The sequence below is a fragment of the Mesorhizobium sp. M0778 genome, assembly GCF_040320105.1.
Lineage (GTDB): Bacteria > Pseudomonadota > Alphaproteobacteria > Rhizobiales > Rhizobiaceae > Mesorhizobium.
The window spans coordinates 252,172-276,534 of record NZ_JAMYPA010000003.1 but is presented as its reverse complement, the minus strand read 5'-3'; the positions used below and the strand labels follow the sequence as shown (position 1 = coordinate 276,534).

The 24,363-nt window shown below is 62.7% G+C and carries 27 protein-coding genes and 1 pseudogene; 6 read left to right on the top strand and 22 right to left on the bottom strand.

Annotation, left to right across the window (positions count from 1 at the left end; translation table 11 throughout):
- Positions 1 to 40: 40 nt before the first annotated feature.
- From NKI22_RS06955 to NKI22_RS06925, 7 genes are all read right to left on the bottom strand, one after another.
- Positions 41 to 646 (bottom strand): cytochrome c oxidase subunit 3, encoded by a 606-nt coding sequence (locus NKI22_RS06955; RefSeq protein WP_352482830.1) that lies wholly within the window; start codon positions 644 to 646, stop codon positions 41 to 43.
- Positions 643 to 2,619: a cytochrome c oxidase subunit I gene (gene ctaD, locus NKI22_RS06950; protein ID WP_352638929.1), complete on the bottom strand. Its 1,977-nt coding sequence runs from the start codon at positions 2,617 to 2,619 to the stop codon at positions 643 to 645. The genes NKI22_RS06955 and ctaD overlap by 4 nt, the downstream gene beginning before the upstream one ends.
- The gene (gene coxB, locus NKI22_RS06945) at positions 2,616 to 3,590 is read right to left on the bottom strand and encodes a cytochrome c oxidase subunit II (RefSeq protein ID WP_352482828.1); all 975 of its coding nucleotides are present in this window, start codon (positions 3,588 to 3,590) and stop codon (positions 2,616 to 2,618) included. The genes ctaD and coxB overlap by 4 nt, the downstream gene beginning before the upstream one ends.
- 38 nt (positions 3,591 to 3,628) lie before the next feature.
- Positions 3,629 to 4,162 carry a c-type cytochrome gene (locus tag NKI22_RS06940; protein WP_352638931.1) on the bottom strand — a complete coding sequence of 178 codons (534 nt, stop codon included), beginning with the start codon at positions 4,160 to 4,162 and terminating at the stop codon, positions 3,629 to 3,631.
- Positions 4,159 to 5,028 (bottom strand): substrate-binding domain-containing protein, encoded by an 870-nt coding sequence (locus NKI22_RS06935; RefSeq protein ID WP_352482827.1) that lies wholly within the window; start codon positions 5,026 to 5,028, stop codon positions 4,159 to 4,161. The genes NKI22_RS06940 and NKI22_RS06935 overlap by 4 nt, the downstream gene beginning before the upstream one ends.
- Positions 5,009 to 6,811, bottom strand: a complete 1,803-nt coding sequence (locus tag NKI22_RS06930; protein ID WP_280940404.1) for a methanol/ethanol family PQQ-dependent dehydrogenase — start codon at positions 6,809 to 6,811, stop codon at positions 5,009 to 5,011. Before NKI22_RS06930 ends, NKI22_RS06935 begins: the two co-directional genes overlap by 20 nt.
- Positions 6,812 to 6,873: 62 nt before the next feature.
- A complete protein-coding gene (locus tag NKI22_RS06925) occupies positions 6,874 to 7,539 on the bottom strand; it encodes a heme-binding protein (protein WP_502897684.1) in 666 nt (221 codons plus the stop codon).
- Between the two features lie 323 nt (positions 7,540 to 7,862).
- On the opposite strand from NKI22_RS06925, the gene NKI22_RS06920 reads away from it, so the two are divergent.
- The 4 genes from NKI22_RS06920 to NKI22_RS06905 all read left to right on the top strand — a co-directional run bounded on the left by NKI22_RS06920 (position 7,863) and on the right by NKI22_RS06905 (position 10,185).
- Positions 7,863 to 8,693: an SIR2 family NAD-dependent protein deacylase gene (locus NKI22_RS06920; RefSeq protein WP_023716605.1), complete on the top strand. Its 831-nt coding sequence runs from the start codon at positions 7,863 to 7,865 to the stop codon at positions 8,691 to 8,693.
- 111 nt (positions 8,694 to 8,804) lie between these two features.
- Entirely contained in the window at positions 8,805 to 8,963 is a 159-nt protein-coding gene (locus NKI22_RS06915; protein ID WP_352810369.1) for a hypothetical protein, read from the top strand.
- 4 nt (positions 8,964 to 8,967) lie between these two features.
- A complete protein-coding gene (locus tag NKI22_RS06910) occupies positions 8,968 to 9,603 on the top strand; it encodes a LysE family translocator (RefSeq protein ID WP_352715896.1) in 636 nt (211 codons plus the stop codon).
- Positions 9,604 to 9,690: 87 nt separating this feature from the next.
- Positions 9,691 to 10,185: a hypothetical protein gene (locus NKI22_RS06905; RefSeq protein ID WP_023716608.1), complete on the top strand. Its 495-nt coding sequence runs from the start codon at positions 9,691 to 9,693 to the stop codon at positions 10,183 to 10,185.
- A 43-nt stretch (positions 10,186 to 10,228) separates the two neighbouring features.
- Here the strand turns inward: NKI22_RS06905 and NKI22_RS06900 are convergent, their stop codons facing one another.
- From NKI22_RS06900 to NKI22_RS06890, 3 genes are all read right to left on the bottom strand, one after another.
- Positions 10,229 to 10,528 carry a DUF982 domain-containing protein gene (locus NKI22_RS06900; RefSeq protein ID WP_084642356.1) on the bottom strand — a complete coding sequence of 100 codons (300 nt, stop codon included), beginning with the start codon at positions 10,526 to 10,528 and terminating at the stop codon, positions 10,229 to 10,231.
- Between the two features lie 33 nt (positions 10,529 to 10,561).
- Positions 10,562 to 10,909, bottom strand: a complete 348-nt coding sequence (locus NKI22_RS06895) for a DUF982 domain-containing protein (RefSeq protein ID WP_352715892.1) — start codon at positions 10,907 to 10,909, stop codon at positions 10,562 to 10,564.
- A 126-nt stretch (positions 10,910 to 11,035) separates the two neighbouring features.
- Entirely contained in the window at positions 11,036 to 11,239 is a 204-nt protein-coding gene (locus NKI22_RS06890) for a hypothetical protein (protein ID WP_023716611.1), read from the bottom strand.
- Between the two features lie 270 nt (positions 11,240 to 11,509).
- On the opposite strand from NKI22_RS06890, the gene NKI22_RS06885 reads away from it, so the two are divergent.
- Positions 11,510 to 12,094 carry a sigma-70 family RNA polymerase sigma factor gene (locus NKI22_RS06885; protein WP_036244131.1) on the top strand — a complete coding sequence of 195 codons (585 nt, stop codon included), beginning with the start codon at positions 11,510 to 11,512 and terminating at the stop codon, positions 12,092 to 12,094.
- 13 nt (positions 12,095 to 12,107) lie between these two features.
- Here the strand turns inward: NKI22_RS06885 and NKI22_RS06880 are convergent, their stop codons facing one another.
- The 11 genes and pseudogenes from NKI22_RS06880 to NKI22_RS06830 form a co-directional block, all read right to left on the bottom strand.
- Entirely contained in the window at positions 12,108 to 12,284 is a 177-nt protein-coding gene (locus NKI22_RS06880; RefSeq protein WP_352937239.1) for a hypothetical protein, read from the bottom strand.
- 180 nt (positions 12,285 to 12,464) lie between these two features.
- Complete coding sequence (locus tag NKI22_RS06875) at positions 12,465 to 12,683, bottom strand: hypothetical protein (RefSeq protein WP_023717099.1); 219 nt, start codon at positions 12,681 to 12,683, stop codon at positions 12,465 to 12,467.
- 267 nt (positions 12,684 to 12,950) lie between these two features.
- A pseudogene (locus NKI22_RS06870) lies at positions 12,951 to 13,508 on the bottom strand (class I SAM-dependent methyltransferase); the annotation flags it as partial.
- 158 nt (positions 13,509 to 13,666) lie between these two features.
- Positions 13,667 to 14,656, bottom strand: a complete 990-nt coding sequence (locus NKI22_RS06865) for a GNAT family N-acetyltransferase (RefSeq protein WP_352715888.1) — start codon at positions 14,654 to 14,656, stop codon at positions 13,667 to 13,669.
- A 7-nt stretch (positions 14,657 to 14,663) separates the two neighbouring features.
- Entirely contained in the window at positions 14,664 to 15,728 is a 1,065-nt protein-coding gene (locus NKI22_RS06860; protein ID WP_352810366.1) for a glycosyltransferase family 4 protein, read from the bottom strand.
- A gap of 20 nt (positions 15,729 to 15,748) precedes the next feature.
- On the bottom strand, positions 15,749 to 16,681 hold the full coding sequence (locus NKI22_RS06855; protein WP_023716616.1) for a glycoside hydrolase 5 family protein: 933 nt from the start codon (positions 16,679 to 16,681) through the stop codon (positions 15,749 to 15,751).
- Positions 16,674 to 17,435 carry a TIGR04290 family methyltransferase gene (locus tag NKI22_RS06850; RefSeq protein WP_023716617.1) on the bottom strand — a complete coding sequence of 254 codons (762 nt, stop codon included), beginning with the start codon at positions 17,433 to 17,435 and terminating at the stop codon, positions 16,674 to 16,676. Before NKI22_RS06850 ends, NKI22_RS06855 begins: the two co-directional genes overlap by 8 nt.
- A gap of 2 nt (positions 17,436 to 17,437) precedes the next feature.
- Complete coding sequence (locus tag NKI22_RS06845) at positions 17,438 to 18,238, bottom strand: nucleotidyltransferase family protein (protein ID WP_023716618.1); 801 nt, start codon at positions 18,236 to 18,238, stop codon at positions 17,438 to 17,440.
- Complete coding sequence (locus NKI22_RS06840; RefSeq protein ID WP_023716619.1) at positions 18,238 to 19,341, bottom strand: CgeB family protein; 1,104 nt, start codon at positions 19,339 to 19,341, stop codon at positions 18,238 to 18,240. Before NKI22_RS06840 ends, NKI22_RS06845 begins: the two co-directional genes overlap by 1 nt.
- 14 nt (positions 19,342 to 19,355) lie before the next feature.
- Positions 19,356 to 19,952, bottom strand: coding sequence for a histidine phosphatase family protein (locus tag NKI22_RS06835; protein WP_023716620.1), 597 nt, complete (start codon positions 19,950 to 19,952; stop codon positions 19,356 to 19,358).
- On the bottom strand, positions 19,949 to 21,052 hold the full coding sequence (locus NKI22_RS06830) for an inositol-3-phosphate synthase (RefSeq protein ID WP_023716621.1): 1,104 nt from the start codon (positions 21,050 to 21,052) through the stop codon (positions 19,949 to 19,951). Before NKI22_RS06830 ends, NKI22_RS06835 begins: the two co-directional genes overlap by 4 nt.
- 159 nt (positions 21,053 to 21,211) lie before the next feature.
- On the opposite strand from NKI22_RS06830, the gene NKI22_RS06825 reads away from it, so the two are divergent.
- Positions 21,212 to 23,044: a hypothetical protein gene (locus NKI22_RS06825; RefSeq protein ID WP_023716622.1), complete on the top strand. Its 1,833-nt coding sequence runs from the start codon at positions 21,212 to 21,214 to the stop codon at positions 23,042 to 23,044.
- A 251-nt stretch (positions 23,045 to 23,295) separates the two neighbouring features.
- Here NKI22_RS06825 and NKI22_RS06820 read toward each other — a convergent pair whose 3' ends face one another.
- Positions 23,296 to 24,342, bottom strand: coding sequence for a UDP-glucuronic acid decarboxylase family protein (locus tag NKI22_RS06820; RefSeq protein ID WP_352493912.1), 1,047 nt, complete (start codon positions 24,340 to 24,342; stop codon positions 23,296 to 23,298).
- Between the last annotated feature and the right edge of the window lie 21 nt (positions 24,343 to 24,363).

Below are 24,363 nucleotides of genomic sequence, written 5' to 3'. Positions count from 1 at the left end.
CAGCCCACCCCAGGAAGTTCCGTACCGAACCGCACGCATCTCAACCCAGCCTCGGCGTCCAGTAAATAAACAGATAGATCGGGATCCAGGTCGCGACCACGAAATCCCAGTAGAAGACGTTGTCGCCCACATCCCCGAAACGCCGGCCGCTATAGCCATGGCGCGTGAACATCAGAACCGTCAGCACCAGCGTGTCGCCGACATCGGTGATCAGATGTGTGGTGTGGAGGCCGAGCAGCACCCACAGCATCGAGCCATACGCATTGGTATCCCAATAAATGTTGAGGGCTGGAAATTCGAACCAGCGCACGACAAGCGGTGCGATGCCGAGCAGCGACATCACCAGCAGGCCGATGCGCACCGGCACCATGGCACAGGCTTCGGCGTAGCGGTTCAGTATGTGGTTGGGCACCACGCTGGCGAGCAGCAACAGCATGACGATGGTGCCCGGCCAATGGTTGGGCGGCGGCACGCCGAGCGGCCATTCGGGGGACAGGTAGGCAAGGTAGAGATAGGCGCCTGCGGCGAGCGCGAAACCAGTGCCCTCAAGCGCCATGAAGGCGAGGGTGCCCCACCAAGTCGGGCTGCGCGGTCCGAGCCCGAAGGTCGGGAGTTCGGAAAGATCCGCGGCCGGGCGCTGTTTCATTCCTCGTCCTCCGGATCGCCTTTCGGCCAGAACCAGCCGATCAAGGTGATGGCGATCGGCCCGGCTCCCCAGACCACCGCCCACGGGCTGAAGATCGAATAGAGAAAGGTGGCGCCCACGGCGAGGGCGGCGAATAACGGCCAGATCGATGGCGTCGCCGACTTCTCGCGCACATCGGGATGCGCCTCTGCCACGGTCGAAATAACAAGTTCGCGCACGTCGACACGAAGCCCAGTCGCCACCGGCAGCGTATCGCGTTCGGCCCACAGCGGCTCGGCATGTGTAACCACCGGAATATGGGCGAAATTGTAGTTAGGCGGCGGAGACATTGTCGCCCATTCCAGAGTGCCCGCATTCCAGGGATTGTCCCCGGCCGGCGCGCCCCTCAAGGCGCTGTGAACCAGGTTTATGGTAAACAGCACGAAGCTCAGGAACAGGACGACCGCGCCGGCTGTGATGAACAGGTTGATGTTGCCCCAGCCGAGCTCCGCCGGATAGGTGTAGACCCGGCGTGGCATGCCCCACAGCCCGACAATGTGCATCGGAAAGAACGCCGCATTGAAGCCTATGAAGGCAAGCCAGAAGTGCCAGCGTCCGAGACGCTCGTTCATTATCCGGCCGGTGATCTTGGGGAACCAGAAATAGGTCGCGCCGAGCAGCGGGAACACCGACCCGCCGATCAGCACGTAATGGAAATGCGCGACCACGAAATAGGTGTCGTGCACTTGCAGGTCCAATGGGACCGAGGCCAGCATCACGCCGGTCAGGCCGCCTGCGACGAAGGTGAAGAAGAAGCCGAACACGAACAGCAGCGGCGTCCTGACTATCGGCTTTCCGTCCCACAATGTCGCCAGCCAGCAGAAGATCTGCAGCCCGTTCGGGATGGCGATCAGCATGCTCGACGCGGTGAAGAAGCTCGCGCCGAGCTTCGGCAAGCCGGTTGCGAACATGTGGTGGACCCACAGGCCGAACGACAGAAAGCCGACCGAAATCAGCGACAGAACCATGCCCAGATAGCCGAATACCGGACGCCGGGCGAAAGCGGCGATGATCGAGGACACCATGCCGGTGGCCGGCAGGAAAATGATGTAGACTTCGGGGTGGCCGAAGAACCAGAACAGGTGCTGGAAGAGCAGTACGTCGCCACCCTCGGCGGGATTGAAGATATGGGTGCCGACCAGCCGGTCGAGGATCAGGAACGTCGACGTGATCATGACCGCCGGCATGGCGAACACGATCACGAAGGAGGTGACCAGCATCGCCCAGACGTAGAGCGGAATCTTGTCCAGCGACATGCCCGGCGCGCGTTGCTTCAGCACGGTGACGATGGTGGCAACCGCGACCGCCAACGATGACACTTCGGTATAGGTGATCATCTGCGCCCACACGTCGGAACGCTTGCCTGGCCCGAATTCAGGGCCGGACAGCGGCACATAGGAGAACCAGCCGACGTCGGGCGCCATGTCGAGTGCAAACGACACCCAGGCGAAGAGGCCACCGGAGAGATAAATCCAGAAGCTGAATGCATTGAGGCGCGGAAAGGCGATGTTGCGGGTGCCGACCATCAGCGGCACGAGGTAGATGCCAGTCGCCTGAACGATCGGCACTGCAAACAAGAACATCATGGTTACGCCATGCATGGTGAACAGCTGGTTGTAGCGGTCGGGCCCGATCAGCCCGCGCTCCGGCCCCGACAGTTGGATGCGCATGGCAACGGCGCTGAGGCCACCGAGGCACAGGAAGAAGAAGGCGGTGATCAGGTAGCGCCGCGCGACAATTTTGTGGTCGACGCTCGAGAGCGCACCGATGATGCCCGGTGCCGTCTGCCATGTCCGCGCCAGCCAGCGGTCAAGGCTGGCGTCGTCGAGGCCGGTATCGCGAGGACCGTCGTGCTCGGGAGCTAGGTCACCCTTTTGTGCTGCGGCGCGTTGCTGGGCGAGGTCACGCTCATGGGCTAGGTCGGCGCTGCTCATTTCAGGCCCTCGAGATAGGCTACGATCGCATTCAGCTCGTCCCCGTTTAGTCCCACTACGGGCATGTGGGCACCTGGCTTGATCCCTTGCGGATCGGCTATCCAGGCTGCGAGATTGCCGCGGCTCATCGCCAGCGTTCCGGCAGCGAGCGTCTGCCGGCTTGCGATATGTGTAAGGTCGGGAGCGACCGTACCGCCGGCGATGGTGCCGCCGATCTTGTGGCACATCACGCAAGGCCGTTTGAGGAATAGGTCATGGCCGGCTTTTGCCTCGCCAGAGGCAGGAGCGACCGCCGGCCGCAGCTGATCGTTCAGCCACGCGTCGAAGACGGGCCGGGGTTCGGCGACGATGAAGGTGCTCATATTGGCGTGCTGCGCGCCGCAGAACTCGGCGCACTGGCCGCGATAGACGCCGGGCTTGTCCGCCTTCAGATCGAGAACGTTCTCGTGGCCTGGAATGAGGTCCAGCTTGCCCGAGAGGTTCGGCACCCAGAAGGAATGGATGACGTCGGTCGAGGTCACGACAAGCCGCACCGGCTCCCCCGCCGGGATATGGATTTCATTGGCGGTCGTCAGGATGCGGTTCGGCTGATCGTTTTCGTAGCGCACCTCCCACCACCATTGATGCCCGGTCACCCGGATCGTCAGCGCCGCATCCGAGCCGATGGCGGCGAGCGTCCGGTTAGCGAAGTAGCTCAGCAGCGTCAGGCCGACCAGGATCAGGGCGGTAGCGGCGAGTGCGGCGACGACAATTCGCATCTTGCTGCGCTCGGCGGCAGCGTCGAGGACAAGCGGATCGCCGAGCGGCGCCGGGCGCCGGGCCAATGGCGTAATCAGCACGGCCATCACCAGAAGCCAGACCGCCGTGCACAGCGCGGTGAAGAACCAGATCAGCCATGCAAGCTCGCCCGCGGCCGGGCCTTTCGGGTCGAGCGCGGATTGCCAGCCGCTGCATCCTGCAAGGAGCAGCATGCAGGCTGTGCTGCAGCACACCCTGCAAAGAAGGCGGTTCACGGCGACTTCCCCAGCGTCGCGGCGTCCGGCAGGCGATTTTCGGATGGATGGGGCATCATGTCGTCGTCGCGGCTCGGCGCAGCGGACTTTGGCGCGTTGCCGCTCAGCGCGCGGACGAAGGCGGCAAGCTCCCAGATCTGGTCGTCAGGGATCTTGTCGCGGAAGCTCGGCATGCCGTTCGGCCGGCCGTCCCTGATCGTGGCGTGGATGCTTTCGATCGAGCTGCCATAGAGCCACTTCTGGTCCATGAGGGCCGGGCCCATGCCGCCGCCGCCATTGGCATGGCAGCCGGAACAGTTGAACCAGTTGAACAGACGCTTGCCCTCGCTGAGGTGGAACGCGTTGGCCTCGAACACGCCGGCCTTGTTGTCGGACGAGGCCGGCCGTTGGCCGCCCGGCTCGAGGGCCGTCACAGCCGCCGGTTGGTTGCCCGAGCCGAGCACCGACTGTGGACGCGTGTCGCGTTCCTCGCGCTGGCAAGCGGCAAGGACGAGCATCGCCGACAGCAAGCATGGAAGGCCGCGGTTCATCGCACTGCCGCCCCGGCGCCGTCGAGGCGAGGCACGCCATATTCCGCCAGGATCGTATCGATCTCGGCGCGGTGTTTGGCAATAGCTGCGTCTACCTCACCGCGCAGTGCATCGTCGTCGCGGCGCACGGCCATCGAGATGTCGTAGATCATCGGCAGCAGCGGACCGTCGATACGCGGCGCAACCGGCGTAATTCGTAACGGAGCTTTTTGCCTGGCGGCGAAGTAGCCGGCCAACGGTCCCCAGACGACGGCAACATCGATGTCGCCATTCGCCACCGCCTCGATGATGCGCGCTGGCGGGTTCGGCGCGGAATAGTCGCCATAGACCGGGAAGCCGATGAGATGGCCGACGATGCCGCGGCGCCCGAGCGCCTGGACGGGTGGCGAGTTGGCGCCGTCGTCGCCGATCAGCTGGACGCCGATGTGCAGATCGCGCAGGCGAGGATCGTTGAAGGACGTGATTTCCGGCGCATCCTTTCGTGTCACGAAGACGTAGGAAGACCGGTAGTAGGGCGCGGTGGTGCGCAGCATTTCGAGATTGGCGGGTGTGCCGGGCACCAGATCGCACAGGCCGGCTTTCAGCGTGTTGCGCACAAAGCCGCGCCGCTGTGCCCACCATGTGTAGGAAACAGTCGCACCAAGCTCCTCGGCGACGAGTTCGGCAATCTTGTTTTCAAAGCCCTCCCTGGCGGCATTGGAGAACGGCATGTTGTTGGGATCGGCGCAGATTCTCAATTCGCGCGCATCGGCAAGGGGGGCAACAAGCGAGAGCGCCAGTGCACCGACCGCGGCGGCAAGCCGCCGCGGTCGCGTTCTCCGTGGCCGCGCAACTCGGCCGATCGTCTCAAGGCAGCCGGAACACATACAGCGTACCTCCCGGCGTGGTTACATCCTTCAGATCCTTCATGACGTTGACGAAGCCCAGCGCGGCGGTGGCGTCGCGCGGGTCGAGATCGCCGGATACGATCGCCCCAGCCCAGCCACCAACGCCCGAAAGGACCGCGACATATTGGTGCCCGTCTGGGCCGCGATAGGTGATCGGCTGGCCGATGATGCCGGACGACGTCTTGAACTGCCAAAGCAGCGCGCCGGTCCTGGCGCTGACCGCCTTGAACCAGCCTTCCATCGTGCCATAGAACACGACATTGCCGGCGGTGGCGACGGCGCCGCTCCACACCGGAAAGTTCTCCTTTAGGCTCCACGCCGGCTTGGCGGCGGCGACATCCCAGGCGGTGAAAGCGCCGCGATTGCCGCCCGGCCCCGGAATCATGCGCACGTTCATGCCGACATAGGGCGTCCCGGCGATGTAATTCACCTCGACGCCTTCTTCGTCCATGCACATGTTATTGTGCGGAATGTAGAGCAGGCCGGTCTTTGGCGAGAACGCCGAAGGCTGCCAGTCCTTTAGCCCGGATGCGGTGGGGCAGATGTCGCGCACGACCTTACCGGTGCCGGTTTTTTTGTCGGGATTTACAATCAGCCGGCCGGTCTTGAGGTCGACGCCCTTGCTGGAATTGACAGGCCCGAACGGCACCGCCGACAATACCTCCCCCGTCGTGCGGTCCAGCAAATAGACATAGCCGTTGCGTTCCGGTCGGACCAGGACCTTGCGGAGCTTGCCCTGCCAAGTCATGTCGAGCAGCACCTGCTCGTTGATGCCGTCGTAATCATGGAGGTCGTGCGGGGTCCATTGATAGAACCATTTGGCTGCGCCGGTGTCGGGATCGCGGGCAAAGATGCCGGCGGTCCATTTGTTGTCGCCGGGCCTCAGATCCGGATTCCACGGGCCGGGATTTCCGGTGCCGTGGAAGATAAGGTTCAGATCCGGATCATAGGAGATCCAGCCCCACACATTGCCGCCGCCGATCTTCCACGCATCGGGCGGCCATGACGTCACGCCGAGATCCTTGCCCTTGTCCATGTCGTAATGCGGCTTGAAATCGGGGCCGATCAGCACCTCGGCGTCCGGGCCGGTGTTGTAGGCCGTCCAGACGACGTGCCCGTCGCCGGCGTCAAGCGCCTTGATCCAGCCGCGCACGCCCATTTCGCCGCCGGAATTGCCGACCAGCACCTTGCCCTTGACCACCAGCGGCGCCATGGTGATGGTCTCGCCGATATTGATGTTGCCGATATGGGTGTTCCAGACCGGTTTGCCGGTGGCTGCATCAACGGCGATGGTATGGCCGTCGAGCGTGTTGAAATAGATGCGCCCGTCGAAGAAGACCGCACCGCGGTTGACCACGTCGCAACAGGCAACGCCCTGCGCCGCAGGCTCGGGATTGGGCTCGAATTTCCACTTCATCGGCGCGCCGGGCTTGGTAAGGTCAAGCGCGTAGAGGATGTTGGGAAACGGCGTCACGATGTACATCGTGTTGCCGACGACCAGGGGCGCAGCCTCCTGGCCCTTGTTGACGCCAGTGGAGAATGTGAAGGCCACCTGCAGGTTCTTGACGTTGTCCTCGGTGATTTCCGCAAGTTCGCTGTAGCGGGTCGAGGCGTAGTTCTTTGCCGGCATCGCCCACTGGCCGTCGTCGGGCGGAGCAGCCGCGGACGGCGGATTTATCGCAAAGCTTGACGTTGACTGAGCAACCGCCGTGGTAACTAGCGCGAAGCCTGCCAGCAGCGTCCATCCCAGCATCGCAGCCATTGGCCTTTCTCCCCTTTTGGCTGACACACTGGTTTTCGCTGCCACCTGTCGCACTTGCCTCATTAGCGTATCGACCCGCCGACACCGGCGCCAAGCTCTGCGGCTACGTCCGCCTCGGTTCCGGCACACAATGGATGGCCCCAGCCGGAAGCGCTCTTGCCGCCGGGATCGAGGTCGAAAATGATAGCGTCCTTGCGGTTTGGGTTGACGCCGGCCGGTACCTTGTCCAGCCCGAGTGCGGCCCGCACCCGCCAGGCGACATTGTGGTCGGCACAAGAGGAATCGCCGCTTATCCCGAGGGCCCCGACGATCCCCTTGCCGTCGTAGAGAGCCAGGCCACCGCCAAACACGACGACACCGCCGATGGGCTTTCCCAGCAATGGATCGCTGGAGCTTCCATACGTAGAAGGATCGCCCGCATAGGCAGCCGCCTGATTGACCGGATTGGTGGCCAGGAGGCCGAATAGAGGACCGCCGGGCTGCACCGGCGCGTAGAGGTTCGCGGTGGACAAAGCCATCTGCGCGAGGCTGAGCCCGTTGGCCGTATTGGCTTTTTCGGCGGCGATCAGTCGGCTGCCGGGCCACTGGGCGTCGGCGGTAGGCCCGCTGAAGGCGACGGCGCAGACAGTTCCGTCGCGAGCCACGATTGCCGCCCATTCATTGGTATCGAAGCCGCCATTGCCGGGGCCGCCGCTGGCTTTGACGTTGGCCTTGAGGGCGGCCAGCAATTTGTCATGGTCGGCCGGGCAAGGTGCTTGAGCCCAAGCCTTTTGCTGGACGGCGCCGATTGTAAGCAGGAACAGACATAATGCTACTGAGACAATCCGATGGCGATCCATTAGCTGCGCCGTCTTTGTTGAACACTCCCAACGCGCGAGAGGCGCAGAAGTGCCAAATGGAATGAAATAAATGTCGGATTCCGTCGGCCAAACTCGGCGGCCGGCGCTCGGGATAGTTGATCCTGGCGTTCTCATTCAACCGCAAATTGGAGTTATTCCCGCGGTGGTCCGGGCTCGGCCGGAACGGAGGGCGCTGTTCGCAGTTGTGTCGGATGCTGTCTGCAGTCGAGCAACTGGCTCAATCGGTGAAAGAGCGACGAGCGATCTTGTTCGTTGGAGCCGGAGTGTCGATGAGCGTCGGCTTGCCGTCCTGGCAAAAGCTCATCGAGCACATGCAAAACGAGCTCGGCCTCGACGAGGACATGATCGGCGCACCGGAGGCCAACTATCAGGCCCTTGCCGAATATTACCGGCTGAAGCAGGGGAGCCTCGGCCCTTTGCGCAGCTGGATGGATCGCGAATGGAGCGTATCGCGGGAAAAAGTGCGGGGCTCGGCGATCCACAAGCTTATCGTGTCGCTCGATTTTCCGATCATCTACACCACCAATTATGATCGCAACCTCGAGGTTGCCTTCGAGATCCATGGCCGGCCCTTTGTGAAAGTGGCCAATGCAAAGGACTTGCCCAAGACAACAGGCGAGGTCACCCAGATCATCAAATTCCACGGCGATTTCGACGACGACAAATCCCTAGTCCTGGCGGAGACCGACTATTTCGACCGGCTTTCGTTCGATTCGGCGCTCGACGTGAAGTTTCGCGCCGACGCGCTCGGGCGTACCATCCTGTTCATCGGCTACAGCATGTCCGATATGAACATCCGTCTGCTGCTGCACAGGCTTTGGCAGACCTGGCGCCGGTCCGGTTATGAGAAGAATCGGCCAAAATCCTTCATCTTCATGCCGCAGCCAAGCATCGTCCAGGAGGCCGTCCTCGGACGCTGGGGCATCGATATGCTGACCGAGGATGCCGACGATCCAGAGGACGCGCTGCTCGCATTCCTGAACGAACTCAAGGACAAGGTCGGCCGGCCCGACGGCGCCTGAAAACCAGCGGAAGCGACGAAGCCGTGGGGAACCGGCTGGCCCGATGTGAGTTGGGAAGGCTAAGTTATACCGGATCCAGCGTGTATGAGTGGACGCAAACACAAGCGAAGAGTGCAAGCCAAAGATTGCCTCTCGACCGAGCAGGTCTATGAGATCAATTTCTTTGCCCGCAGGTGTGGCCTGACCAGGGACGAAGCGCTCAAGATGATGCGAGATGCCGGCCGGTTGAAGGGTGGCGGGAAGCCGTCTTACGAAACCGGGTCGAAGTAGCGGCATGGATCTCGCGTCGTGGGCGGCTTTTGGCGGGACGGTCATCCTGATGCAGATGCCGCCAGGGCCTGACAGTCTGCTGGTGATGGCGCGTGGCGTCGGACAGGGCCGGGACGTTGCCCTGTTCACCGTTCTGGGCATGACCCTCGGCGCCGGAATGGTCCAGTTGCCGCTCCTTGCCCTCGGCATATCGTCACTGCTCCAGGCATCGCCCCTTGCCTTTGCGATGCTTCGCTGGGCGGGCGCAGCCTATCTGGTTTGGCTTGGATCGCGTATGGTATTATTACGGTCGGATAGCGTCGCCGTCGACGAGCCGCGCAATGTCGGACCGCTTGCGGCCGCGCGTGAAGGAATGATCGCCAATCTGATAAATCCCTGGCCGATAACCTTTATGGTGGCATTCCTTCCGCAGTTCGTCGATCCTGCTCGCGGATCGGTCACGCTGCAATTGCTGCTGCTCGGTGGCACACAGAAAATGACCGGTGCGCTGGTGCTAGGCACATATGCGCTCGCGTCCGGCACCTTCGGGGCCTGGATTATGAAACGACCGAAGGTAAGGCTCTGGCAGCGCCGCGTGGCAGGCTGCCTCGTTGTCGGCCTCGGTGTCCGCATGGCACTCGGTGGTGGCGCACACCGCTGAGGATCGAGCGATGGCACCGGCGGCCGCCCTTATGGAACATCCATCGACAATTTTCGTTGACATGCTCCACAAGGCGAGAGGTCGAACATGTCGAAGTTCCAAGCCGCCACCCCAGAGCGTTTGCAGCAGCTCAGGCTTGAGGCAACGGCGCACTTTGCGCCCCTCATACTGCGCGAGGCGCTGGTGCGTCTCTGCCGGGCCTGCGGAAGCGATAGCCTCGAACGTTTCGAGAAGACCATGGTCGACCAAATCGAAGCATCGCGTGACGAGAAAGCCGATTTCGACACGATGAAGGAATTTGCCATCGAACAGCTCTATGGCTGGATTCGAGACGTCAAGTCGTCACCGGATATGACACAGCCGCTGGAGAACGTAGATACTCGAAGGACTCCCGGCCGCTCTGAAGAGCCGCAGACGCTGGAAGACCAGTTGCAGGCTGGTCTGGAGGATTCTTTCCCGGCGAGCGACCCGCCGTCGGTCGTCTCCACCGCGATCCCCGGCGGATCGAAGAAGCTCGTCGGAACCGACGAGGTCCTCAGGCAGCAGCGCGAGAAAAAGGCCGAGAACGCCAGCCATTCGTGATAAGCTGGCGCTGGACGGAACTGCCGGGAGGCAGCCTGCCGGCTCACTCGATGTCGGACATGAAGGCTGTCGGGGCATGCGCATCATGCGGCTCGCCCTCGACAAGAATGTTCGCCTCCCAAGCGGCGTCGACAAATGCTTGGCGGGCTTTGGCGGCCGTGATTTCACCGGTCCGGGCGCGATTCAATAAATCTGCCGCCATCAGCGACAGCGGCGCGTTGCGCGCCGGCCATTTCTCGCTTTTCAGGCAATATAATGCTTCGAAAACGGAACTGACCAATCGCGATCGCCCAGGCTTGCCGAAATAGATGCAAACAGGAGTATCGAACTCTATTCTCAGCACCGTATTCCTCCCGGTTCAAGCAAGCTGGCCGCTTCAAGTAAGCTGGGTTTCTCCAGGGTCTGGAGGGCCGTCCGATGGGCGTTTTAGCCAAACGTCGTGAGCCTTCGCAGGTGTTGTAATGCGTGCTGGTGTTTCGGTCGTCATATCGTGCGCCAGAATGCCCGCCTTGCGGGCGAATGCTTCGAACGCCGCGCGCACCGTCTGGGTATCGACCTCGTTAGCCAGCCCGGCGCGACAGGCGTCGAACGCCGCCTTGTGCGCCGGGCCGCGGCTCGGCCATTCGTTCAAGACGTCATAGGCCTGCCAGACATTTTCGACATGGCGAGGGAAACCAAGGCCGACGAGAATTGGAACGGGGCGGCCAAACGATTTTTTTGTCATCTGTGTCTCCGCGAAAGAGCCTGTCGCATCAACGCTCGGGACGGACAGAGGCCGATGCTCTTTAACGCGGGATTGCTGCACGGGTTGCAGCGGGTTTGTTCGATCGTGCGGCGGCCGGTCGTGCCATTATTTGTTGGTCCGCATCTTCTGCCGGGGATTGATACCGCCTTGGGGCGTGGTGTCGTTCTCGACATCACCTTCGAACGTGTTGTCGCCCTGATCGAGCCGGTCGCCCTCCTTGATCGTACCCTTGGAACTGCCGATGCCGGGATCGTTGGCGAGGTCGCTATCGGCCGGCGTTTTGCCTTTAACGTGCTTGTTTCCTGTCATGGATTCCTCCTGTTTTTGAGGTGGCGGGCTGTCCTTGAGGTGGCGGCCAAGGCTCGCGCCAGTAGCGGCGCCCCGGATTTTCGCAGACCTCGATTCGAACTCCGCGACACCGGTGGTTGTTCCGTCAAAAATATCGCCGTCGGCTGGATCGCCCAGCCAAGCCCCTCCGGTTTCTGGAGCCAGGTGATTTTCGCCAACCGGAACGATCTTTCGCCCAATGCATTTAACTGGTCTGCGCTCACGAACTCATTCTGGACGGGAGCTGGACCATTGCCACCCACAGCCTACGCCTTCGCGACCCGCGAAACCGAAGAAGTTTCCATCGTCCACCTCATACCCGCTTTAAGGGCTTTCGCCCGCACCTTCTGCCGCACTCCCGATGATGCCGACGACCTGGTCCAGGAGACGCTGACCAAGGGACTGGCCAACATCGACAAGTTCGAAGCTGGAACGCGCATGAAGTCATGGCTGTTCACCATCATGCGCAACACCTACTACACGCGTGTCAGAGCCGCGGTGAGGGAAGCGCCAGGCCTGCTCGACTGCGCTTCGCTGCGGCCGATCTCGGAAGCGACGCAGGAATGGTCGGTACAGGGCAAGGAAGTCCACCAGGCCATCCAGAGCCTTCCCGAGCACCAGCGCGAGGTTCTGATGCTGATAGGCGTGCTGGGCGTCAGCTATGAGGAAACGGCCGAAATATGCGGTTGCGCAGTCGGAACGGTGAAAAGCCGGCTCAACAGGGCACGCGCCGGCGTGCTGGAATACCTTGGCGAAAGTTCCTCGCAAACGCTGATGGAAAGGCGCAGCTACCTGTCCGAAGGACAACTGGACTTCGAAGCCGAGAGGCGCCGCTAATATACATGTGACGTTAGTTGCTGGTTTGGCGCAATCGTCTTTCCACAAGCGCGTGCTGCAATTCGATCGCAAGTTTGGTCAGCCGGTCAGGAACCATTTCCTGTTCGATGGCCGCAAGCAAAGAAGCGATTTCCCGGTCTATCGTCAGATCGGCACGCGTGCTGACGGAATCTTCCCTTGAGCGAGACATCGCGTTCTCTTGGCAAATGTTGGTCCCTTCACCTCACTCTGGTGGCAACAGTGCGAGTTTGCAAGAATTTGCAGGCTATTCCATGCGACCGGCTTCGGTCCTTGCACAGCTTGGTCAGCAGTTGGGCTCTCGCTGCGTTTCAATTGCTCGCCGGCTGCAAGCCACATGCCGCCGCAACGATCAGTTTTCAGGCCGCCGATCCGCTGAATGATCCTGGTACTGCTCGGACTTGACCCGATTGCCGTCGAGCCCACGCTCCTTGGTGTGCTGCTTCTTGTCTCTGTTGGACAGAACGGCGTTCTCTCCGATCTTGTCCTTGGGAAGATCGGTCATCGCGCCAGCGCCAGCGCCTTTGCCGTGACTGCCGCGGCCGATGTGCTTCTTGCTGCCGGACGCCATCTTGTCCTCCTTCATACTGTCGAGCGGCTTTTCCCGTTCGGCATCCGAACCAGCGTTGGGCCGCAATGTTCCGCCGGAAATCGTAAGCAGGAAGGCATCGCCGTCCCAGTGCCGGAACGGCTTTTCCCCGTCGACGAGGACTTGCATGCCATTTGCATTGGCGAAGTTACGAACGTCGGCGCGATCCAGCGCCGGCTGTCCGCGATAGGAATAATTCAAAAGCACAGCGATGCCCGGCCTCTTCAGCACGCGGGCGATTTCCATGAAGTGCCGTTCCGCGAGGCCGGCCAGCACCAGATAGGGAAAGCTGTCGACGGCCAGCACGCGATCGAGGCTGGCATCGCGAAAATCGGCAAGATCGAAACCGCGGGTAGGGCGGAATTCTACATTGCCGAGCCCGGCGCATCGCCGCCGGGCGATCGAGATCATCGCCACGGATATGTCGATGCCGACGATCCGGTGCGATAGAGCGGAGAGCGCCTGTTCGAACCGACCGATGCCACAGCCGATGTCCAGTATGTCGCGGTCAGTGCCGGTAAAGCCTCGCCTCTCCAGCCATGCGACGATCTCAGCCGTCGCGGCCGAGAGCTTTTCCTCATTGCCCAGCGACGACAGCTGGACGCTCGCCGCCGGGGAGATCGCCGCCGCCGCGTCAAATCCTGCCGCCAGCCGCTTGACCACCGCATCGTCGGTCTCGTCCTCCCCGCGTTCGTGCCGAACCGCAGCACCTGTTTTGCGCAGCGTGGCGAAGATCTCGGGCCTGCGCTGAAGCAGGCCGGCAATCCGCTGTAGTTTCGCCGTCTTTCGCGGGTCGGCCGAGTGCATATTTTGCGCAATCGTCGCCAGTTCTACGGCGTCGATTCCTGTCTCGAAACGGAGAGCCAGCCTGGCGATGACGGCTTCGACGCCGGCACCATCTGCCATGCACTCCTCCAGCACCTGTGTTGCTGATGTCGCCCGCCGAGATCTCGATCGGGTCGCGTTCACCGCCCTTTGCTCCGCGTCCAGATCTTGCGCAGCGTCCACCGGTCGACGGCGCCCCAGCTGTATTTGTAGGCCTCTTGCCCGCGCAGAAAATCGAAGTCTTCCGCGCCTTCGCAGATCGCCTGGCTTATCGCCTGGCCGATGAGCAGCGCGCCGGGACTTTCCTCCGCATAGGCCGGATCGAAGCCACCGAGGTAAGCGTAAGCGCGGCCTCGATGATGAAACCCGTAATAAGCGCCCACGATCGCGCCACCGATAGCGACAAGCCAGCATCGGGCAAGTGCCTGAGCAACCAGCTGCGGCAGCGCCTGACGATGGAATTCTTCCACCCGGCTGTCGGACAGGACGCCGTCGCCGTGTCCGGCCCAGCGCGCGCGGTGAAGGCGGATCAAATGATCGAGGAATGTCTGCGGATCGGACAAAACGGGCTCGATGGAGACCCGGCCACGTCTCGAAGCGGCTCTATGGGCGCGGCGCAATTGGCGCCGTCGCCGCGCCGGAACACAGGTGAGAAGCGTCTCATCGCCCGTGAGGGAAAGCACCGGGCAAGCAGCGTGGCTGACAGCCTGGCTTGTTTCGAGCGCGGCATGGCAGATGGCGAGGCCGGCACCGTCGGTCGGCAGATCCGGCAAGATCCACTGTGACCAGCCGATGGAAAGAACCGAGCCGGCGATGACGGCGCCGACCGGTTCGGCGATCTCGGGAAGACAAAGGAGGTCCAGATAGTCGCTCAACGAAATCCCAAGCGGAAGCAATCGCGCGCCAGCTTCCCGGTGTTCCAGATAGAGTGGCGCCAGGCCGACCAGGTCATCGCCACTCCAGACGGCGACCGTCGCAAGCTCACCAGGAGCGAATGTCCGCCACCACGGCACCAGCCATGCGGGAGACTGGAACGGCGTCGCCGAGGGACTGCGCGACCAGAGTTCCCACCAGTGTGGCCCGAGGGCTTCGAGGCCCGCCGCATCGTCGATGATCTCGCTGCGGAGCATGTCCCGCTCACTTCGCCGCCGCGAGCTGTCCGCTGTCTGTGCCGAGCCGTGCCAGCGCCCGATAGGCGTCCATGTAGGAGGAGACCATGCGGTCGAGTGAAAAGCGGCGCCGCGCCTCGGCCCGGCAGGTCTCGGGATCCAGGCCGGACGCGGCAACGATGGCTTCCGCCATCTCGTCGACATCCCCGACCAGATACCCGGTCTTGCCGTGCTCGACCACATCCGGCAGTGCGCCATTCGGGAAGGCCACCACGGGGGTGCCGCAGGCGAGCGCCTCCATGGCGACGAGCGAACTGGTTTCCGCGGCAAGGCTCGGGATGACCAGGCAGCGGGCTGTGTTGAGCAGGCGCCGCTTGGCGACAAGGCCGAGGGGACCAAGGAAGCGGCGCCGGTCGTCCAGCCGGGGTTCGACCTCGTCGCGAAAATACGCGGTGTGGGTTTCGTAGGGGTAGACTTTTCCGCCGACGACCAGCGGCACACCGGCCTTCTTGGCTGCGTCCAGCGCCAGATGGATGCCCTTTTCCGGGCAGACGCGGCTGAGCACGAGCGCAAACTCGTGTTTGGCCTGCGGCTCGCTCAGCGCGTCGACGTCCACTCCGTTGGGAATCGGCCCGATCAGCCTGGCGCCCGGCGGCGCGGTTCTTTGCTGAGCCGCCGATACCGCATGCAGCCACAGGTCCTCCCGCGCCGGATTGAGAGCGTCGGCCGGATACCAGTCGAGCGGCAAATGCAAGGTCACCAATGTCGGCCCATCGCCCGGCAGATAGGCGTCGAAATCGATGCCGTGCAAATGTACCACGTCGATTGGCCAACGGGCGCGCGCGGTAGCTATTGCTGCGCGATGAGCACGCTGGGCCCGGCGCTTCGCCGCTTCATCGAGCACAGCCGGTTCGGCCGGCGTCTCGATGAGAGTGCCGGCAGCGCTCGAGCCCTGGCAGCCAATCACGATCGAACGGTGTCCGGCCTGTACGAGCGCCTGATCGAGCATCGACAGCACCTGCTCGGCGCCGCCGACCGCATCCGGCCCGACCGGGGCGAGGGGATAGGCGACGTTGAGGACGGTGAGCGTCATGGCTGGCGAGCCGAAGCTCCTCACGCTGCGGAGGCGCGCTGCCTGCCGGCGGAAGGGGCAGCGATGCTGCCGGCATAGCGGCGCGTCATTGCCGCGCAGAATTCGGCGAATTCCGCCGGCACCAGCGGCGGGCTGGCGTGGTGCGGCATCATTCCGCGGTGTTCCGGCGTGAAGCAGAAGGTGACCGTCACGTCGAAGTCGGCCAACGCCTCCATTTGCCGGTCGAACCAGTCAAGTGCGTTCGGCCTGAAACTGTCGGCCCAGGAAAGCCCGGTGCGCAGATTGGTGACGCCGAGCCGTTTCATCCAGGCGACGGCGTCATCCAGCCGGTGATCTTCGAAATGGAACCACTGCACCAGTCCCATTGCCGGCGCGTGGTGCAGGAATTCCTCGAGCGCGGGCTTTGGCGTGCCGTCCTGGCGCAGCAGGCCCATGTAGAAATGGCGGTAGTAGGAAGAGCCTTCCGCCTCGCGATGGCGCGTCGTCGCTTCCCATTCGCGCGGCAGGTCGTAGAGGCTATACCATTGGATGCGCGGTGCGTTGCCGATCAGCAGTTCCGCTGTCCGGCGCAGGCCCCAGGCCTGTACCTCCTCGGCACCGAAGGTCGACACGCCGACCTCGCTGACCCATACCGGAAGATCGGTGACAGCCGAAATTTCGCCAATCTTCTGCGGCCATTCGTGGATCTGCCAGAGGTTCCAGTCGAGCGGAAAGCCGTGCACGGCGACCGCGTCGACATGATCGAGCACGCCGAATTCCTGCATCCGTGTTATGAAGGCGGCGTCGATCGGCGAGATGCCGCCAAGGACCTTGGTCAAGGCCGGATTCTCCGACGCTATCGCGTCGGCGGCCAGGATTGCCATGTTGGCGAAGCGGCTCCAGTCGGGATCGAGCTCTGGATCCCAGTGGGATTTGTTGTTTGGCTCGTTCCAGATCATCGCGGCTTCAATCATTTATCTGTCCTTTCGACGGGTAGATGGCGCCGCCGCCGGCCGGTACGTCGGCGGTGCGGCAGAAATAGACCTCCTGCTCGGGTTGCAGCACGATCTCGAAGCCGGCGCTGCGCAGCATGGCTTCGGTGCAGGCGCGATTGGGAATCCACCAGTTGGTCGGGTCGTCGGCATAACGATGCTCGATGAAATGCAGCTTTGGGAACTCCGGCCGGTCGAACAGGTCGTGCGTCCAGAAATGATAATTCTGCTCGAGTGCCGGCACGTCGGTGCTGCCGCGCTGCATCGACTGGAAAATCATCAGGTCGTCGGCAACGTGCTCCCGGATCAGATCGAGAGCGAGCAAGGGATGGCGCAAATGGTAGAGCACTCCCATGAACAGCACGATGTCGAACCGCTCACGCAGCGCGCCAACGTCGTAGACCGAGAGCTGCTGGAATTCGATGTCGCAGTCCGCAACCTCAGCGGCAAAGCGCGCCTGCGCAAGGTATGCCTCGTCGAAGTCGATGCCGAGCACGCGACCGGCGCCGCGGCGTTTCATCTCGATAGAGTAGAAACCTGCATTGCAGCCTATGTCGAGCACCGCCTTGCCGGAAAGATCGGCGGGAATGGCGTCGGCGAATTTGCGCCATTTGATCAGCGGGTAATTGCCGAGGAAATGATCGGGAGCCGTTTCCACGCCGGCCAGCTCCATATTGTGGAACCATGGGCCGAGCGCATCGATGCGGCGGCGGATTTCGGCATCGGAATGCAGCATGGCTAGCCTCCTTCGCCTGCGAGGATAGGGACGTGCTGGTGGCCGGGCAGCGTCATGGCGGCTTGGTCGTCCTTGGTACCGGCGGCGCTTTCGAGCAGCCGAAGTGCCGTGCGATAGCCGTTGAAGGTGCCGACGTCGACATAGGCGGTGCCAGCCTTGATGCCATGCGCTTCACCCCCGGCGGCCAGATAGGCATTGACCAGCGTGCCGATATATTCGTCGCACCGGTCCCGCTCCCGCCACAGCGCGGCAAGCCGGTGAAGGGTGTGGCCGGGCATCTTGAACGCACCCCAGATCCAGTTCGACGCGGCATTCTGCTGCTTGACCTGGATTTGCTTCACCCGGCTGTTCTGGTCGACAACGACGGCATCGAAGAATTCCGGCTGGTCCACCGGAAACAGCAGGAAGGACAGGCCGTCGTCCGGAAGCGCTAAGAAGCCGTCTTCGGGAAACCAGATCGTATCGGGCAACCCGACCAGAACGGTCTCGTCGGCTGCGACGAGTGGTGCGGCGCGGAAGATGGCGTCGCAAAGGCCGACTGGAGAGGGCTGCACCACGAACAGAGCGGCCGCATCGGCATAGCCGGCAGAATAATATTCGAGGATATCCGACTTACCCGAGCCGATGACGAAGCAGATCTTGTCAGCCCCCGCGCGCACCATGCGGCGCACCAGGTATTCGCTGACCGCGCAAGGCCGCTCGGTATTGCCGTCGATGCGGCTGCCGACCGGCAGAAGCTCCTTCGAAAAGCCGAGCGGCTGGATGCGGCTTCCCCGTCCGGCTGCGGGCACGATGCCCAACATCAAACTGCCTCCTTCAACGGCTCGCCATGCGTGGAGCCGTGCAGTGCATCGGACAGGATGCGGTCGAATTCCTTCGCCCGCCGCGCCGAGGTGTGTTCGTCCAGCACCCGCTCGCGCGCTCGGCGGCGGATCGCGTCAAGCTCGGCGTCGGGCAGGTCGAGCGCGGCGACCACGTCGTCGGTGCTGTTGGCCACGACGATCTCTTCGCCGGGCCGGAAGAAGGCCTCCAGTCCCGGCCACGTGTCGCTCACCATCGCAGCACCGCAAGCGGCGGCTTCGAATAGCCGGCCGGAAGGACACCAGCCCCTTTCGGCCATCGCCTCGCGGGTCACGTTCAGGGTCAGCCGTGATGATGAAAAGAAGGCGGGGTGTTCGGCGGGCGGCAGGTGACGGACGAAGAAAATATTGTCGCTCCACGGGAATTCTTGCGGATATTGTGCGCCGCCAATGATGAAACGGCGATCCGGCAGGCGCGCAGCCGGACTGACCAGCAGCCTTTCGACCCCGGTCTGGCGGTCTGCCGCATACGTCCCGAGATAGGAAAGGTCGCCGGCAAACTCCGGCTTGGGCGGGGCCGGCCGGTGTCGCTCTGGATCGACATGGCCGTAGAGTGGCATGACGCGGCGCGCGCCCAGCATCGTCTTCAGCGCATCGATCGCGGTTCCTCCCGTGTAGCTCAGCACGAGGTCGAAATCCCGAAGCCCTTCCGGCCCGAAATAGGCCGGAGGCTCACCTTGTTCGATTCGCGCCAGCGTCACCGGCGTGTCTAGGTCATAGAAGACCTTCAGCCCGCGACAGGCCTGGTGGGCAAAGCGCGACGCGCTCACCGCATCGGGGCAATAGGAGGTGACGATGACGACATCGGCCTCATTCACCGCCTGCTCGGCAGCGCTCTGGATGTCCTGCCAGTCCGGATAAAGGACAATGCTGCCGCCATCCAGCTGGTCGAGGTCGCGCGTCCCGGCATAATAGGGAGTGTTGCGTTCGAAGAAGGTGATGGACCAGCCCAGCCCGGCCATCGCCCGGATCAATCCGCGCCACAGCGTGGCGTGCCCGTTGCCCCACGACGATGTCACGGTAAGACCGAAAATGACCATGCGCATCCGGCAATTCCTCGTCAGGCAGCTTCGTTGAGTCTGATCAGCTTCGACCCCCAGTCTCCCCAAACAACCGTGGTGATCGATGCTGGGTCGATATCGAAACGAAAGCAGTTCCCCAGCGACAGGCCGAGCACTTTGCACACGGCGGCCTTGATGACGTCGGCATGGCTGACCAGTGCAACGCACTGGTTCTGGTATGTTCCGCGGACCTGCTCGATCAGCGACACGACGCGTTGCTGCACGTCCAGCATGGTCTCGCCGCTCGGTGTTCTCGCCTGCTGGCGCTGGTCGTTCCACACCCGCCAGTCGGCATCCTGGTTCAGTTCCTCGAAGGTCTTTCCCGACCAGGTGCCGAAGTCGATCTCATCGAGTTCCTCGCGGATCACGATTTCACCGGCATTGCAGGCGAGCGCAATCGGATTGGCCGTCTCCTGCGTGCGTTCGCGCGGGCTACAAAAGATTGCCGCTATCGCCTCGCGTGCCATACGGTCAGCCAGATGCGAGGCCTGTGCCCTGCCGGCTTCGCCGAGGCAAACGCCCGCCATCCGTCCGGCAAGATAACAGCCGACATTGTCATGCGCGGCGTGGCGGACCAGAAAGAACGTCGTCGTCATTCCGCGGCATCGAGCATCGGCTCGTCCTTACCGGCGATGAAAGAGAGCGTGCGCTGGCGGGCTTCCGCGTCGGTGAACTGCTCGGGCGGCGATTTCATGAAATAGCTGCAGGGACCGGTCAGCGCGCCTGCGATGCCGCGGTCGAGCGCCAGCTTGGCGCAACGCACCGCATCGATCACGACCCCGGCCGAGTTGGGCGAATCCCACACTTCCAGCTTGAGCTCGGCATTCAGCGGCACACCGCCGAAGGTCGTGCCTTCGACCCGGATATAGGCCCACTTGCGGTCGGTCAGCCACGGCACGTGGTCGCTCGGCCCGACGTGAATGTTGCCGGGCTCCAAGGGAACATCGATCTGGCTGGTGACGGATTGCGTCTTTGAGATCTTCTTCGATTCCAGCCGCTCGCGCTCCAGCATGTTGAGGAAATCGGTGTTGCCGCCGAAATTGAGCTGGTAGGTGCGATCGATACGCACGCCGCGCTCACGAAACAGGTTGGCAAGCAGACGATGTACGATCGTCGCACCGACCTGGCTCTTGATGTCGTCGCCGATCAGCGGCAGGCCGTGTTGCTCGAAGCGGCGGCGCCACTCCGGCCGCGAGGCGATGAAGACTGGTATGCAGTTGACGAAGGCGCAGCCCGCATCGAGCGCGCACTCGGCATAAAAGTGCGTTGCCTCCTCCGAGCCGACTGGCAGATAGGACACCAGGATTTCGGCGCCGCTGTCGGCGAGGATCTTGCCGACATTGGCGACCGGCTCGTCGGCCTCCTCAATCTCGTCGCGCAGATATTTGCCGATGCCGTCCAGCGTCGGTCCGCGTTCGACGCGAGCGCCGGTAGGCGCCACATTGGCAAAGCGGAAAGTATTGTTCGGCGCGCTGTAGATCGCGTCTGCCACATCGCGTCCGACCTTGCCCTTGGCGACGTCGAATGCGCAGACCACTTCAATGTCCTTGACATGGTAGCCGCCAAGATCGGCGTGCATCAGCCCGGGTATGGGCTCATTGCTCCTTGCGTCGCGGTAATAGGTGATGCCCTGAACAAGGGAGGAAGCGCAGTTGCCGACGCCGACTATACCGATTCGAACTTTCTTCGATCCCACGAAACCGCTGCCTATGCTGTTGAAGGTAAGTTCTTCGTGCCAAACCGCCTTCCTCCCGGATTGTTCCTTGCCGGCTGCAAAAATCGTGCAACCGATAGTGGATCAAAGTAGCGCCCGCCGAGTTGTGCAGCGAGGGGTGAGGCCAACCAGGACGGGACAATGATCGTCTATGGCGACCACAAGCAAATGCAGAGCGCGCAACTTGTTCGCGGCTCAGCGTGCAAAGCGGCCGAGCACATTGCGGACATGCCAAGTGGGATCGAGCGCCACGCAGCCCTGGTCGGCCTGTTCATCAGGGCCTCGGAACTGGTCCAGGGCCTTGCCGATGCTGAATTCGAGGCCAACGGCACGGACCGGAATTCCCCACAGCGGATCGCGGGCGCAAATCTCCTGGTCGGCTTGGCCCGGCACGTGGGTAGATCGTGGGAGGCCGGGTTCACGATCGATGGCCCGGTCGAGGCAGACGTGCCGCGAATTTTGGCCGAACTCGAATGCGATGGCGACATCCTGACCGGCTCGGCTGAGGGCTACGCCCATTACGCGCTTTATCCGGAGAGCTATTTCGTCGCCGCGCGGCAGTCGGGTCTCGATGCGAACACATGCGTAATCGGCATCCGCAGCATCGGCCTGGGGCTTGCAGCGATGGTGGCTGCAGCCATCGGCGCACCAGCACCCGTCAGCGTCCGTCCGACCGGCCACCCGTTTCGCAGGCGGCTTGCCGCCGATCCGGAGCTGATCGGTGGCTGGATGACGAAGCCGTCGGCCCGCTTTGCAATCGTCGACGAAGGCCCGGGCCTGTCCGGCAGTTCGTTCCACGCCGTGGTCGCATGGCTGCAAGGGCTAGGCATCGATGCCGGGCGCATCCATCTGTTCCCAAGCCATTTGGGTGGCCCGGGTCCCGAGGCTTCGGCGGACAGTCGCGAGGCATGGAGGGTTTGCCAAAAACACACCGCGGATTTCGAACGCACTTTCCCCGCTGGATCCGCTGTCCCGACGTTGCGGAATTGGGTAGCCCGGACCATCGGCAGCACAGCGGCCAGCCTGGCGGAAACATCCGGCGGAGAGTGGCGTCGCTTGCACTATCACTCGCAGGATCATTGGCCACCCGTTCACCGCGGCTTCGAGCGGCGAAAGTTCCTCGCTTCTGCGGGCCGGGAAAAATGGTCGGTCAAGTTCGTCGGGCTCGGCGAAATCGGAATGCACAAGGCCGGGACTGCCGGGAGGCTACATGATGCAGGCTTTGGCCCGGAAGTCGCCGGGCTGTGCCATGGCTTTCTCGTCGAACGCTGGATCGACGGTACAACGCTGGACCGGGCAAGGCTTTCGAAAGAAAAAGTGGTCGCTCATCTCGCGCGCTATCTGGCCTGGCGCGCAGCCAATCTGCCCGCCTCCGAGCCGGGCGCCTCGCTGGAGGCGCTTGCCGACATGGCCGTGCGGAATACAAGTGAGGCGCTGGGCGAGCGCCGCGCGGCGGAGCTGCAGAACTGGTTCTCGAACCAGGCTTCACCCAAGAATATGCAGCGGGTCGAGATCGACGGGCGGCTTCATCCGTGGGAGTTCATCCTTTCGCGCGGCGGAACGCTGATCAAGACGGACGCCCTCGACCATTGCCGGTCGCACGATCTGGTCGGCTGTCAGGACATCGCCTGGGACATTGCCGGCGCCCGCGTCGAATACAGCCTCTCGGACGCGGCGACTGCGGCGCTTTGCAAGGTTGTGGAAGCGAGAGCTTCCCGTCCCGTCGATGCCAATCTGGTCCACTACTACGAGCCCTGCTATCTCGCCTTCCAGCTTGGCTTGTGGAGCATGGCTTTACGATCTGGCGATGATCGGGAACAGATCCGGCTGGCGGCCGCGGCAAGACGTTATACGGCGATGTTGCTTCGGTTCCTGGATACCCAAGGGCACCTGCGGCCCTTCGAGCAGGATCAGTCCAGCCGGCGAAGCATATCCGCTTCCTTTTCGAGGATGGCGGCTACCTCTTCCCGCTGAAGATGCGTCAGCATCAGGCTCACGCAACATTCCAGATAGGTGATGGAGGCGCGCCGCAGGAAGGCAGCCGTCTCCCTTGCGGCCATTTGCTCGATGTCTTTGGCGGATCGCTTTGGATGCACAAATCCTCTCCATGCCGGTACCCTGGCCGAACCGCAAGCTGGACGGGTTGTTCCCGCGACGAGAAAAAGTGACCGACGATCGGCGCGAAACGACCGTGATCTCCGAGGGGAACGTGGCAAATACTGCCGTCAGGCCGGCAGATTTTGCAGCCGGCCTGATGCAGAATGCACGCTGGTGGCAATTCGCCGTGTTCTGTCGACCGTCTGCGTCGTCTCAAGCTCGGTAAAATAGCTGACTGTATGCATCAAACCTTGCCTGAGCGGCACTTTTGGCGACCAGCCGAGAAGCTTCTTTGCACGGGAAATGTCGGGTTGCCGACGACGAGGATCGTCTTGCGGCAGCGGCAGGAATTTCAAGGCCGATCCGGTTCTGGTCATGCGCCTCACCAGGCCCGCCAACTGCAGGATGGTGAACTCCCCCGGATTGCCCAGATTGACCGGCTGGCGCGGGCTGGGATTGACCTCCATCAACCGGATCAAGCCGTCGACCAGATCGGAAACATAGCAGAACGACCTGGTCTGCAGCCCGTCGCCGAATATCGTCAGCGGCCGTCTCTCGAGTGCCTGCACGATCAGATTGGAAACAATCCGTCCGTCCGCAGGGTCCATCCTGGGACCATAAGTGTTGAAGATGCGCGCGACACGGATATCGGCTTTTCCCATTCTCAAATAGTCGAAACACAGGGTTTCGGCGGTGCGCTTGCCTTCGTCATAGCAGGCGCGGGGGCCGATGCAGTTCACGTGGCCGACATAGTCCTCCTTTTGCGGATGCTGTTCTGGATCGCCATACACTTCGCTGGTGGACGCCTGCAGGAAACGGGCGCCGTTGCGGGCGGCGAGCTCCAGCAGATTGAGCGTCCCGATGACGCAAGTCCGCGTCGTGTGGACCGGGTCGGCCTGATAGCGTGGTGGCGAGGCCGCGCACGCCATGTTGAAAATGCGGTCCACAGGTTCGCCAAGCTCCAAGGGCCGGCAAATGTCTTGCTTGATCAGCCGAAAATCCGGACGATCGGCGATCGATGCAATGTTCTCCATGCGGCCGGTAAGGAAGTTGTCGACGCAGATCACGCGCCAGCCGGCCTGGAGCAATGTCTCGCAAAGATGCGAACCGAGGAAGCCTGCGCCGCCGGCGACAAGCACGGTCCTGGTCCGTTCCGCCTTTCTTGATAGCTGCATCTCTATTTTCTCCCGTCTGCG